The following is a 12,720-nucleotide window of genomic DNA, read 5'->3' as shown; positions in this document are numbered from 1 at the left end:
AGGCGACGACCGGAAGCTGCACCGGGCTGGTCGGGGCGGTCACAGCACCTCGACCGGCGTGGTGAAGACGTAGCCGACACCGCGCTCGGTCCGGACCATCTTCGGGTTGCTGGGATCGATCTCGAGCTTGCGGCGCAGCCGAAGCACCTGGACGTCGATGCTGCGGTCGAACACGTCCTCATGGATGTGCGTCGCCTGCAGCAGTTGCGCGCGCGAGAGCGTCCGCGGCGACGCCTCGATGAAGGCAATCAGCAGCGCGTATTCGCTCTTCGACAGTGCCACCAAGGCCCCCAGGGGATCGGTCAGCCGCCGCAGGCGGCGATCCAGCTGCCAGCCGGCGAACCGATAGCGCCCGCGCTCGGTCCCGCGCGGCTGCGGTGCCCGCCGGCCATATCGTCCGCGCAGGATCGCCCGGATCCGCGCCAGCAACTCCCGCAGGCCGAACGGCTTGGCCAGATAGTCATCGGCGCCCAGTTCCAGCCCGACGACACGGTCGATCTCATCCCTGCCGCGCCCGGTGCCGATGATCGCCAGGCCCTCGGATTTCGACCGGATCTCGGGCAGCAGGGTGAAGCCGTTCTCCATGCCGAATTGCAGATCCAGGATCATCAGGTCGTGGCTGCCCTCGGCCAGGTGGCGGGTCAGTTCCTGCCGACCTGGGGCCGCGACCGCCTGAACGCCGTGGCGCTCCAGGAAATCGACGATCTCCTTCCGCATCTCGGGGTCGTCGTCGGCGACGAGGACGCGGATCAGCCGGTTGTCCACGGTGCTCCTATCCAGCCGTGCCGATTGCATGTCGAACCCTGCCTCCGCCCAGGGGGCGGCGGGGCGCGGGGCCGGGGATGTCCGATACTGATGCAAGGGTCCTGACTCCGGTTCCGGCGGCGGTGGCACCCGCCGCCTGTGCTGTGCCCGAACCATCGCACCGCGGCATGAGACATCATGACCCACGGCGATATCCTGGGCGCTCAATCGCATCCGCCGCACACAACCTGTGATCAAGGTTCAGCGCCCTCAGTGACCCAAGACTGCGGGGCTGCTGTCGATCAAATCCTTCCAACCACCGTCTGGCTGCTGTCGGAACACCACTGTCGCAATGAAGCTCTTGGTCGGCGCGCCTTCCCGGCTCAAGCTCCAGCGCGATGTAAAGAGCGCGATACCGTCCGCCTCGACCACATGGGTCTTTATCTGGGCGACGGAGAAAGCGCCGGGCTGCAATACGCGAGCGTAGAAATCGCGCAATTCCTGCTTGCCGCGGATCTCACGACCGGGAGCGAGCTCAGTCGAGATCAGAACGGCGGCATCGTCATACAGGCTGACGAGCGTATCGACATCAGCCTCCTGGAACGCCTTGTCGATCAATTCGATGGCATGCGCCGGATCTCGTGCGAACATCGGGATTCCCCTTCCAAGTTCTCATTGAAGCTTCGCCACGATTCATGGCTGGCGGCGGATGTAGGCAGGCTCACCAGCGGTGCCCGATAAGATATTGAGGTCCACCGAAACTGCTCAGATTCCGGCATACCATTCGTATCCTCGGTCTTCCCAGTAACCGCCGTTTCCGCCCCACAGGCCGGTGAAATTATCGACGATCTCGATGCGCATGATGTACTTTGCCTGCTTGTAGCCTAGCTGCCGTTCGACCCTGAGGCGCAGTGGGGCGCCGTGGCCGACACTGAGGTCTTGATTGTTCATCGCGTAGGCGAGGATCGTCTGCGGGTGGAAGGCATCGATGAGATCGATGCTTTCATAGTATCGACCACTTCCGTCGAGCGTCCTCTCCAGCTCGTCGGCACAATGGAAGACAGCATATCGCGCTGAGGGCTTGAGCCCGACCGAGCTCAGCAGGATCCCAAGCTGAACGCCTGTCCACTTGCCGATGGCGCTCCAGCCCTCGACGCAGTCATGGCGGGTGATCTGGGAGCGGACCGGGAGCGTCTTGAGATCCGCGAGCGAGAGCTCCCCCGGCCGATCGACAAGGCCATCGATCTTCAACCGCCAGCTTGCGAACTTGCCATCGACGAGCTGCGCATACTCGTCGCCGTCTGGCGCGCTGGTCCCGTTCACCCGAAAGGATGGCGAGATGTCGGTCTCGGCAAATTCGCGCGCGAGCGCTCCGCGACCCAGAAGCAGCCTCTGGGCTTTCATCGTCAGCGTCTCGGCTGAACGGATGACGGCTCCCAATCCGGAATTCTGCTCCAGCATGTCGCAGCCGGTCAGCGCCAGCGCGCTCGCGCCGGAAGCACTGCCGATCAGGAAGCGACGGCGTGTCAGGCTGGTCATGCGCCGGGTCCCTTCTGACGGATGGCATAGCGGCCCGTGACCATCGAACGCATGTTGTTCCAAGGGCCTGAGAGGATGACCATGGCGACGTGAACGGCGACGAACGTAACGAGCAGCGATGCAGTGATGAAATGCAGCGCCCGGGCGGACTGACGCCCGCCGAAGATGTCGAGAAGAACCGGCAATGCCGCGTCTACGCCCGGCGACATCGTCAGGCCGGTCAGCACCATCAAAGGCAAGAGAGCTGCGATGACGACGATGTAGGTGAGCTTCTGCAGGGCGTTGTAGTGCCGGGCCTCCTCCCCCTTAGGGAAACGCAAGCGGGCATGATCGATGATCTCGCGCCAGAGGTGGCGCGGTGCGAGTTCACGGCGGTTCGGAGCCAGATCACGCCGGAAATGGCGGCTCAGGAGCCCGTATCCGAGATACACGAGGCCGTTGACGACAAAGACCCAGGCAAAGAAGAAATGCCAACGTCGGCCGGCGGCAAGGTCCTGGTACGACGGAAGCGTAAGCCAGGCCGGAAACGCCCGCGGCGTCCACTCGCCTTCCATCTTCGACAGGCCCAAGACACCCGTCGTGGGAACAGAGACACCGCCGATTTTGATGAAGCCGTGCGGCTCCCCGTCGCTTTCGTTTGCGCCGATCTCGAGGACGGCAGGATCGGCGTCGGCGCCGAACTGGCCCCAGTGGAGTCGCGGGTAGGCGTTGAATATCTGAAGCCCGCTCAAGAGCAGGAAGCTGAGGCACAGCACATTCAGCCAGTGCGTCAAACGGGTAACGACGGAGTGACGCCGGATAAGGATGGTCCTCGGGCGGGGCGCCGGCTGGGAGCTTCGCATCTCCGCGTTCATGGGTCCGTCCTGTGCGGGTGACTGAACTGATCGGGACTGAGGGTCGAAAACCCCACCGGCCGAGCGGGGGTGGTGCCCGGCCGGTGGGGTCGCGGCTCACATCGGCGGGACGACGCCGTTGGCGCCGACGACAACCTGCTGCGCTGTGAGCGCGCCACCCGCGTCCTTCTGGGCCGGGATGAAGACAACCGCCCCCGGCTTCAGATCGGCCTGGGTTGCCGGAGCGAGGGTGACAACGGGCGTGCCCTCGGGGATGGCGATCGTCTTCTCCTGTCCGTGATAGGTCACCGTCACCGTGCGTCCCTCCACACCCTTCACGGCATCAGCCACCGTCGCGTTCGTCATGGTGCTGTTGGGCTTGAGGTCCCAGCCGTAGCTTCCTTCCCCGGCGCCCTTGAGGGCCGGCGGGAAAATCAGCACTTCCAGGGCACCATCACCGCCGTCCGCCTTCGGCAGCGAAGCGATGCCGACATAGTCGCCGGGCTTGATGTCGGTCACCGAGGCGTTGGCAACGCCGGAGACCTTGAAGCCCTGCGCCAGCGTGACATCGACGGTTTGCCCTTCACGGGTCTTCACCTTGAGCATCGCATTGCTGGATTCGACGATGCTGCCCCGCAGACGCACCTGCTGGGCGTTCTGGTTCTGGGCGGATGCCGGAGACGCAAGACCTGTCGTCACCAAGGCGCCGAGTGCTGCGGCGATGATCAAGGACGGAAAGACTTTGAGATGCATGTTATCTTCACTTACCTTCTAGTTGGTAGTCTTGGGCTGCGAATTTGCGGCCCATCTTGCACAGCGCGGCTTCTCCGCTCGAAGCCCGCCAGGGCATCACCGAACGTCGCCCTGATAGATGCTAAGCCGCGGTTTCCTTGCCGGAGATCAACGGGCTCTCACTGACGATGACAAAGTCGGTCGATCAGCCGAGCGGTGACAGCGCCGAATATCTCAGGATTGTCATAGGCACGTGCCGACAGCATGGCTCCATGAATGGTCGCCATGAAGCCTTCCGCTTCGATGTGGGGCGCGTCTGTCAACTCAAGACTTCCCACTCGCTGGCCGCGCTCCAGGACCGAGGTCAACCAAGCCGAGAGCATGCGGAAATGGGCTCTGACTTCGAGGGCGACTTCCGCCGGAAGAACAGGAAGCTCGCTCGCCAAAAGAGCGCACACACAGATTGGCGCGCTGGCGTCCCTGATGCAGGCTGCCCAGTAATCCGTATAGTTCCGAAGCTGTTCGAGCGGATCGGAAGTCCGTTGTTCCAGATATGCGAGACCGGCGACGGCCTCTTCCCGATATCGGGAGAGCAGTGTGCGCACCAAATCCGCTTTGGTCGGGAAATGGTGATGGATGCTTGGCTTGCGGATACCGACGACATCCGCAATGTCGGCATAGCTGAAGCCGTTGTAGCCACCGGTTGTGATCAGGGTCCGCGCGCAGGCAAGGATGTCGTCCGCGGTGGTCGATGCGTTGCTCATGGCCTATGACTACCTTCTAGTTGGTAGGATGTCAACCGCCAAGCGCGACGGGTCTGGCTCGGCGATACTGACCGGACAATTATTGGCAAATTTGTAGTTTAAATATTGCTCATAAGTTCGCCTTATGCCGCGAAGATCTGGCACTCCGGCGTTCCGGCGCGGCACCGCACGGGCTTCCGATTGCCCGGGCCGCGGCCGCCGCCGACCCGATCCTCCGTCGGCTTGCAAAACCGCGGGCTTGGGCTTCCACTGGAGGCCCTGCCGCCGTTGCGATGTCGCCGATGAAGCCTCCCACCCGCGCCGAACAGATCCGCACGACTCTGTCCGACGACATCGTGCATGGCCGGCTGCGGCCGGGCGACGCCCTGGATGAGGCCGGCCTGGCTCAGCGCTTCGCCGTGTCCCGCACGCCGATCCGGGAGGCGATCCGGCAGCTCGAGGCCAGCGGCTTCGCCGAAGCCCGTCCCCGACGCGGCGCCGTGGTCGCGGCCTTCACGCCGCAGCGGATCGACGAGATGTTCGCGGTGATGGCGGAGGTCGAGGCGCTGGCTGCGCGCTGGGCGGCGCGGGCCATGACCGCCCCGGAGCGGCACGCGCTGGAGGCGATGCACCGAGCCTCGAACCGCCACGTCGTCGATGGCGATCTGCCCGCCTACCAGGACCACAATTTCCGCTTCCACGAGGCGATCTACCGCGGCGCGCACAACGGCTATCTGGCCGAGCTGGCCCTGCATGTGCGCCAGCGCGTCGCCCCGTTCCGGCGCGCGCAATTCGAGGCCCCGAGCCGCCTGACCCGGTCCTATGCCGAGCACGATCGCATCGTCGAGGCGATCCTGCGTGCCGACGCCGACCGTGCGGCCGGCGAGATGCAGTCGCACATGTCGATCGTCCGCGGTGCCGTCGACCTGATCCCCGCCATGCCCGAGGCGGTCGCCTGAGGTCAGGCCCGGGCGGCCAGATAGGCGCGCCAGCCGCCATGGTGGCTGACATCTTCGGCGCCGACCACGCCCGCAGCCTCGGCCACGAAGCCCTTGACCGCACGGCCGTCGGCAAGCCGGACGGTGCCGATGCCGAGCGGCGCCGGTATGCCGGCGACGAAGCGGCCGAACGCCTCCGGCGACAGCCCCCAGATCTCGACCGCGATCGCCTGACCTTGGCCATCGGCCACACGAAGCAGACCGGGCTTGGGCGGGATCGTGCCCGCCAGGCGGTACAGCCGGTAATCGGGCCGGGTTCGGGTTGTCTCCAGGAACACGGCGCCCAGCCCTGTCAGTTCGGAGTTCAGCGGCAGCCCGGAGAGATGGGCGCCGACCACCACCAGCGGCACCAGATCGGCGTCCGGATCGGGCGCCGGCCCCGCCGCCGGCAGCCGCCAGCCGGTGGCGCCGAGCGGACGATCGAGGCGCCGCTGCAGGTCCCGGGCCAGAGCCGTGACCAGGCCGTCCGCGCCATCCGGGGCCAGCAGCGTCACCCCGGCCGGCCGGCCGTCGCGACGCCGCTCCGCCGGCACCGCCACCCCGCACAGGCCGAGGAAGTTCGCGAAATTCGTGTAGAGGCCGAAATCGCTGTTGGTGCGGACTGGGTCGGCCAGCACCTGCGCGACGGTGTGGACCGTCGGCACCGACGGCACGCACAACAGGTCGAGCCCGGCGAGGATGGCACCGACCTCGCGCCGCAGCGCCTCCAGCCGGTACAGGCCGCGGAAGGCGTCGGCGGCGCTGAAGCGCCGCGCGCCCTCGATGATCCCCCGGGTCACGGGGTGGACCGAATCCGGCCGGCTCTCCAGGAAGGGCTGGATCGCGGCATAGCGCTCCGCCACCCAGGCCCCCTCGTAGAGCAGCGCCGCCGTCTCGCGGAACGGTTGGAAGTCGATCGGCACCACTGTGCATCCGAGCGCCTCGAGATCGGCCAGCGCCGCCGTGAACGCCGCCTCGGCGTGGGGATCGCCGAGGAAGACGCGGTCATGCGGTTGCGGCACCCCGACCCGCAGCACCGGCGGGCGGTGCGGCCGGGCCAGCCGGACCCGCCGGGAATACGGGTCCGCGGCGTCGAAGCCGGCCAGGACCGTCAGCCCGGCCCAGGCATCCTCGACGGTCAGGGCGAAGATCGAGACGCAGTCCAGGGTGCGGCAGGCCGGAACGACGCCGCACGTCGAAATCGCACCGAGCGAAGGCTTCAGCCCGACGATGTCGTTCAACGCGGCGGGCACCCGGCCGGACCCGGCGGTGTCGGTGCCGAGGGAGAGGGCGACGATGCCCCTGGCCACGGCCACGGCCGAGCCGCTGGACGATCCGCCCGGCACCAGCGTCGGGTCGCAGGCGTTGCGTGGCGCCGGGTAAGGGGTGCGCAGCCCGACCAGCCCGGTCGCGAACTGGTCGAGATTGGTCTTGCCCACCACCAGCGCCCCCGCCGCGCGCAGCCGGGCGACGCAGGCCGCATCCGCCTCGGGCCGGTAGGCGAAATCAGGGCAGGCAGCCGTGGTCGGCAGCCCGGCGACATCGATGTTGTCTTTGATCGCGACCGGCACGCCCCAGAGCGGCCGGGCGGGATCGAAAGCCCCCAGCGCATCGGCTTCCGCATGCAGAGCGGCCGGATCGGCGGTGGCGATGAAGATACCGGGATCGTCAGCCGCCCGCAGCCGCCGGAAGGCGATGTCGACCACCGCGTGCGGCGACAGCCCGTCGGCATAGGCCCGGTGCAGGTCGGGGATGGTGAAATTCGGTTCGGACGACATTCGGAGATCCATTGTTTCCGGCGTCAGCCGGCATCCAGGAAGCGGACCGGCCGGGCCCATTGGATCAGCACCACGCAGCCTTCCGGGGCGGCGACGGCGTGGTCGGTGCCGGGCGGGTTGATCAGCAGCGAGCCGGCGGGATAGCTGCCGTGCTCATCGACCTGCCCGCCCTCCAGCACCAGGATCATCTCGACCCCGACATGCAGGTGGCGCGGCACCGTGGCGCCGGGCCGGTAGCGCAGCACCGCGATCGCCGGCCCCTCCCCGCCCTCGCCATACAGCCGGGCGATCTCGATGCCGTCGCGAAACGGCTCATAGGCGAGGCTGCGCCAGCCGCCGGCGACAAGGCCCGGGATATGCAGGGGATCAGCCATGGAGCGCCTCCAGCACGGCATCGGTCCGGGCGGTCCAGCCGACGATGGCGCCCTGGGCCCGGATCATCGCCAGCGTCGCCGCCTTGAATTCGGGGAAGTAGCTCTCGGTCGCGTCCTCGGCCAGCAGGCAGTCGAAGCCACGATCGTTGGCCTCGCGCATCGTGGTCTGGACGCAGACCTCGGTGGTGACGCCGGCCAGCACCAGCTGGCGGATGCCGAGCCGGGCGAGCCCATCGCCCAGGCCGGTGGCATGGAAGGCGCCCTTGCCCGGCTTTTCGATCACCATCTCGCCGGCGATCGGCGCCAGCTCCGGCACGATCGCGGTGCCCGGCTCGCCGGCGATCAGGATCCGCCCCATCGGCCCGTCGTCGCCGATGCGCAGCCTCGGTGCGCCACGGCTGCGCTTGGCCTCGGGGCAGTCGGACAGGTCCGGCCGATGGCATTCCATGGTGTGGATCACCGGAAGTCCCGCAGCGCGGAAGCCGGCGATCAGCCGCCGGGCCGCCGGCACCGCCGGCGCCAGCAGCGAGACGTCGTTGCCGAGGCTGGCGCCGAACCCGCCCGGCTCCAGGAAATCACGCTGCATGTCGATCACCACCAGCGCCAGCGTCGCCGGCGAGAACGGAAAGTCGAACGGCCGGGCCCGCACCATCGCCATGGTCAATGCCCCGCCATGTGGCTGCCGATGACATGGGCGTCGGCGACCGCACCCGGCGTCTCATAGGTGATCCGCCCCTCCGACATCACCAGGATGCGGTCCGACAGCTCCAGCAGCTCGTCCAGATCCTCGCTGATCAGCAGCACCGCCGTGCCCTGGTTCCGCGCCGCCACGATCTGCGACCGGATGTCGGCCACGACGGCGAAGTCCAGCCCGAAGCACGGATTGGCGGTGATCAGCAGCCGTACGGTCCCGGCCAGTTCGCGGGCCAGCACGGCGCGCTGGACGTTGCCGCCGGACAGGGTGGCGATCTCCGCCTCCGGCGAGGCGGTCTTGATGCCATAAGCGTCGATCAAGCGCCGGGCGTGATCGCGCATGAAGCCGCGGTCGAGCCAGGATCTCCGGCCGCCCTCGGCTGTCCGGTCGAAGATGCGGAAGGCCAGGTTCTCCGTCACCGACATGCGCGGGACGCAGGCGTTGCGCAGCGGCTCCTCCGGAATGCAGCGCACGCCGCGGGCCTGCGCCTCGCCACGGGTGCCGGCATAGGGGGCGCCGGCCACCAGCACCTGCCCTTCGGTCCGGGCCCGCTGCCCGGCCAGCACCTCGACCAGCTCCTTCTGGCCATTGCCGGAGATGCCGGCGATGCCGACGATCTCGCCCGGGAAGACGTCGAGCGCGTCGATGCGGACCTGCTTTCGCCCGCTCAGATCCGGCGCGGCGACACCGCGCAGCGACAGCACCGGCACCGTCCGCCGCGGCTCGCCGATCCTCTGGCCGACAGTGGGCAGTGTGGCCGCGCCGATCATCATCGCCGCCATATCGGCGCGGGCGAGATCGGCGACCAGCCCGCCGCCGGCATAGCGGCCGCGGCGTAGCACCGAGACCTCCTCGCAGAAGGCCGTCACCTCGCGGAACTTGTGCGTGATCATCAGCACCGTCAGCCGGCCGGCATCGGTCATGCCGCGCAGCAGGCCCAGCATCTCGTCCGCCTCGGCCGGCGTCAGCACCGAGGTCGGCTCGTCCAGGATCAGGAGGCGCTGGTCGAGGTAAAGCTGCTTCAGGATCTCCAGCTTCTGCTTCTCGCCGGCCGCCAGCCGGGCCACCGGCTTGTCCAGCGGCACGGCGAAGGGCGTCCCCGCCAGGAAGGCGTCCAGCCGCGCCCGTTCCCGCCGCCAGTCGATCACGCGCGGACCGCCGGCCCGGGCGATCACCAGATTCTCGGCCGCGGTCAGCGACGGCACCAGGGTGAAATGCTGGTACACCATGCCGACGCCCAGTGCCTGGGCGGCGCGCGGGCTGTCGATCGCGACCTCACGCCCGTCGATCACGGTCGACCCGCGGGTCGGCGGCTGAAACCCCATGACGCACTTCACCAGGGTCGACTTGCCCGCGCCGTTCTCGCCGAGCAACGCATGCATCGTCCCCGGCCGCACCCGGATCGACACGTCGTCGAGCGCCGTGAAGCCGCCGAACTGCTTGGTCATCCCGATCGTTTCGAGACCGAGAGCGCGGCCGAACGGCGGCATGGTCCGGGAACCGGCCACGGCCGTTATCGCGGCGCTCACGGCAGGGACGCGGTGAAGGCGGCAGCGTCGGAGACCGCGCCGAACACGCCGCCCTGCATCTTGATCATCTTGACCGCCGCCTCGTGGTTGCCGCGGTCGGTGGCGCCGCAGCAATCCTCCAGCAGCAGGCATTCGATGCCGCGGTCATTGGCCTCGCGCATCGTGGTGTGGACGCAAACATCGGTGGTGATGCCGGTCAGCACCAGATTGGCGATGCCGCGCTGGTGCAGGATCAGTTCCAGGTCGGTGGCGCAGAATGACCCCTTGCCGGGCTTGTCGATGACCGGCTCGCCGTCCCGCGGCGCCAGCTCGGGGATGATCTCCCAGCCCGGCTCGCCGCGCACTAGGATGCGGCCGCAGGGACCCGGATCGCCGATGCCGGCATGGATGCGGCGCGACCGCCAGCGCTTGTTGGCCGGCAGGTCGGCCAGGTCCGGCCTGTGGCCTTCGCGGGTGTGCAGGATGTGATAGCCGCCTGCCCGCATCGCCGCCAGGACGCGGCGGATCGGCTCGATCGGCGCACGGGTCAGCGACAGGTCGTAGCCCATGGCGTCGACATAACCGCCGGGCCCGCAGAAATCGATCTGCATGTCGATGATGATCAGGGCCGTGTTCTCCGGCCGCAAATCGCCGTTCCAGGGCCAGGGATAGGGATCGGCCTCGATGAAGCGGCTGGTCTCTGCCGCTGCGGTCGCCGTCGAAAGCATGGACGCGTCCTTCCTATTTGGTGATCGACAGCTCGCCCGGCGCGCCGGACAGGGTGCGGCCGCGCGACGAGGTCAGGATCATGATCAGCAGGGTCAGGACATAAGGCGCGGCATAGAACAGGTAGTAGCCCTTGGTCATGCCGACCGATTGCAGCGCCGGCCCCAGCGCCCCGGCCCCGCCGAACAGCAGCGCCGCGCCGAAGCAGGCGATCGGGTTCCAGCGCGCGAAGATCACCAGCGCCACCGCCATCAGCCCCTGGCCGGAGGAGACGCCTTCCGTCCAGCTGCCGGGGTAGTACAGCGACAGGTAGGAGCCGCCGATCCCGGCCAGGACGCCGCCGGCCGTGGTCGCCAGCAGGCGGATGCGGTTCACGTCGGCCCCCAGCGCTCGCGCCGCATCGGCACTGTCGCCGGCGACGCGGACCAGCAGCCCGGCGCGGGTGTTGCGGAAAGCCCACCACAGCGCCACGGCCAGCACGGCGCCGACCAGGAACAGCACGTTGACCTTCAGCGCCGCCTGGACCTGCGGGCTGGCCGACCACGCCCCGAATTCGATCGCCGGCAGATGCGGGGCGACCGGCTGGATGTAAGGCTTGCCAAAAAAGAAGGCGATGCCGGTGCCGAGCAGCATCAGGGCGATGCCGATGGCAATGTCGTTGACCCGCGGAAACTTGCAGATCCAGCCGTGCACGGCCCCCATCACCGCACCGGCCGCGCCGGCCGCGGCCACGCCGATCCAGGCGGAGCCGGAGTGGTAGGCGGCGGCGTAGCCGCTGACCGCGCCGATCACCAGCGTGCCTTCGAGGCCGAGATTGATCCGCCCGCTCTTCTCCGTCAGGCATTCCCCGAGCGAGACGAACAGGAAGGGGGTCGAGACGCGGATGGCGCCGCCGAGAATCGCCAGCGGTACGGCCCAGGAGCCGAGATCGGTCGGGTCCATCAGCGGATGTCCCGGGTGATGCGGGGCTGGAACCAGGGGATGCGGCCGTACAGCGTCTCGCCCAGCAGGATGGCGACGAACAGGACGCCCTGCAGCACCAGGACCGTGGCGTCGGGCAGGCCCATGCGGCGCTGGATCAGCCCGCCGGCGGCGGCGATGCCGCCGAGGAGGAGGGCCATCGGGATGATCGCCAGCGGGTTCTGCCGGGCCAGGAAGGCGACCAGGATGCCGCTGTAGCCGTAGCCGGCGGCGAGCGAAGCGTTGGCCCGCCCCTGCACCGCCGCCACCTCGAACAGCCCGGCCAGGCCGGCACATGCCCCGGCCAGCGCGGTGGTGGCGATCAGCAGCCTGCCGACGGCCAACCCCTGCAGCTGGGCTGCCCGAAGGTTGCCGCCGGTGATGCGAGCGCCGAAGCCGAAGCCGGTCCGTTCGATCAGCAGCCAGGCCAGCCCGCAGGCGACGATGCCGGCGGCCAGCCCCCAATGCACATCCATGCCCGGCATCGCGCCGATGCGGTAGGCGTCGCCGATCGCGGCGGTCGACGGCTTGTTCAGGCTGGCCGGGTCGCGCAGCGGTCCTTCGACCAGATGGTTCATCAGCGCGATCGCGATATAGGCCATCAGCAGGCTGGCGATCGTCTCGTTGACGCCGCGCCAATGGCGCAGCGCGCCGACCGACCCGATCCACACGGCCCCGACCGTCATCGCGGCCAGCGCCATGGCCGGGATCACCAGCGCCGCCGGCAAGCCCTGCAGCGGCTGCGCGATCGCGGCCGCCGCGACGCCGCCCAGCACCAGGGCGCCTTCGCCGCCGATGATGACCAGACCGACCCGGGCCGGCAGCGCCACGCACAGCGCGGTCAGCAACAGCGGCGCGGCCCGCTGCAGCGTGTTCTGCCAGGAGAACCAGCTGCCGAAGCCGCCGGTCCAGATCAGCCCGTACAGCTGCAGCGGCGATGCACCGGCCAGCAGCAGGAACAGCGAGAAGGCCGCGGCCCCGCCCAGCACCGCCAGGATCGGGACGGCGACCGCTTCCGCGGCCCGCTTCAGCCGCACCGTGCCATCGCCGGCGACCCCGCTTCCGGCGGCGATCATGCCTAGCTTGGTCGTCAGATCGGACATCGGCGGAAC

Annotated in this window: 14 protein-coding genes; 1 reads left to right on the top strand and 13 read right to left on the bottom strand. The window is 68.5% G+C overall.

The window, feature by feature from the left end:
• Positions 1-39: 39 nt before the first annotated feature.
• From E9232_RS28280 to E9232_RS28255, 6 genes are all read right to left on the bottom strand, one after another.
• A complete protein-coding gene (locus E9232_RS28280) occupies positions 40-765 on the bottom strand; it encodes a response regulator (protein WP_309799862.1) in 726 nt (241 codons plus the stop codon).
• 249 nt (positions 766-1,014) lie between these two features.
• Positions 1,015-1,395 (bottom strand): YybH family protein, encoded by a 381-nt coding sequence (locus E9232_RS28275; protein ID WP_309799860.1) that lies wholly within the window; start codon positions 1,393-1,395, stop codon positions 1,015-1,017.
• Positions 1,396-1,509: 114 nt separating this feature from the next.
• Entirely contained in the window at positions 1,510-2,283 is a 774-nt protein-coding gene (locus E9232_RS28270) for a molybdopterin-binding protein (protein ID WP_309799859.1), read from the bottom strand.
• Positions 2,280-3,137 carry a cytochrome b/b6 domain-containing protein gene (locus tag E9232_RS28265; RefSeq protein WP_309799857.1) on the bottom strand — a complete coding sequence of 286 codons (858 nt, stop codon included), beginning with the start codon at positions 3,135-3,137 and terminating at the stop codon, positions 2,280-2,282. The genes E9232_RS28270 and E9232_RS28265 overlap by 4 nt, the downstream gene beginning before the upstream one ends.
• A 96-nt stretch (positions 3,138-3,233) precedes the next feature.
• Positions 3,234-3,869 carry a hypothetical protein gene (locus E9232_RS28260; protein WP_309799855.1) on the bottom strand — a complete coding sequence of 212 codons (636 nt, stop codon included), beginning with the start codon at positions 3,867-3,869 and terminating at the stop codon, positions 3,234-3,236.
• Between the two features lie 158 nt (positions 3,870-4,027).
• The gene (locus E9232_RS28255; RefSeq protein ID WP_309799853.1) at positions 4,028-4,612 is read right to left on the bottom strand and encodes a TetR/AcrR family transcriptional regulator; all 585 of its coding nucleotides are present in this window, start codon (positions 4,610-4,612) and stop codon (positions 4,028-4,030) included.
• A 281-nt stretch (positions 4,613-4,893) separates the two neighbouring features.
• On the opposite strand from E9232_RS28255, the gene E9232_RS28250 reads away from it, so the two are divergent.
• Positions 4,894-5,550: a GntR family transcriptional regulator gene (locus tag E9232_RS28250; protein ID WP_309799851.1), complete on the top strand. Its 657-nt coding sequence runs from the start codon at positions 4,894-4,896 to the stop codon at positions 5,548-5,550.
• 2 nt (positions 5,551-5,552) lie between these two features.
• On the opposite strand, the gene atzF is transcribed toward E9232_RS28250, so the two are convergent.
• The 7 genes from atzF to E9232_RS28215 all read right to left on the bottom strand — a co-directional run bounded on the left by atzF (position 5,553) and on the right by E9232_RS28215 (position 12,711).
• The gene (atzF, locus tag E9232_RS28245) at positions 5,553-7,346 is read right to left on the bottom strand and encodes an allophanate hydrolase (RefSeq protein ID WP_309799849.1); all 1,794 of its coding nucleotides are present in this window, start codon (positions 7,344-7,346) and stop codon (positions 5,553-5,555) included.
• Between the two features lie 23 nt (positions 7,347-7,369).
• The gene (locus tag E9232_RS28240; protein ID WP_309799848.1) at positions 7,370-7,720 is read right to left on the bottom strand and encodes a cupin domain-containing protein; all 351 of its coding nucleotides are present in this window, start codon (positions 7,718-7,720) and stop codon (positions 7,370-7,372) included.
• Complete coding sequence (locus tag E9232_RS28235) at positions 7,713-8,378, bottom strand: cysteine hydrolase family protein (RefSeq protein WP_309799846.1); 666 nt, start codon at positions 8,376-8,378, stop codon at positions 7,713-7,715. The genes E9232_RS28240 and E9232_RS28235 overlap by 8 nt, the downstream gene beginning before the upstream one ends.
• A 2-nt stretch (positions 8,379-8,380) precedes the next feature.
• Positions 8,381-9,862 carry an ABC transporter ATP-binding protein gene (locus E9232_RS28230; RefSeq protein WP_309799844.1) on the bottom strand — a complete coding sequence of 494 codons (1,482 nt, stop codon included), beginning with the start codon at positions 9,860-9,862 and terminating at the stop codon, positions 8,381-8,383.
• A 77-nt stretch (positions 9,863-9,939) separates the two neighbouring features.
• The gene (gene biuH / locus E9232_RS28225; protein ID WP_309799842.1) at positions 9,940-10,650 is read right to left on the bottom strand and encodes a biuret amidohydrolase; all 711 of its coding nucleotides are present in this window, start codon (positions 10,648-10,650) and stop codon (positions 9,940-9,942) included.
• 13 nt (positions 10,651-10,663) lie between these two features.
• Positions 10,664-11,590: an ABC transporter permease gene (locus E9232_RS28220; RefSeq protein WP_309799839.1), complete on the bottom strand. Its 927-nt coding sequence runs from the start codon at positions 11,588-11,590 to the stop codon at positions 10,664-10,666.
• A complete protein-coding gene (locus E9232_RS28215; protein ID WP_309799837.1) occupies positions 11,590-12,711 on the bottom strand; it encodes an ABC transporter permease in 1,122 nt (373 codons plus the stop codon). The genes E9232_RS28220 and E9232_RS28215 overlap by 1 nt, the downstream gene beginning before the upstream one ends.
• Positions 12,712-12,720: the final 9 nt, after the last annotated feature.

The organism is Inquilinus ginsengisoli (assembly GCF_031453975.1).
Lineage (GTDB): Bacteria > Pseudomonadota > Alphaproteobacteria > DSM-16000 > Inquilinaceae > Inquilinus > Inquilinus ginsengisoli_A.
This window is presented reverse-complemented; position numbering and strand designations above follow the sequence as displayed.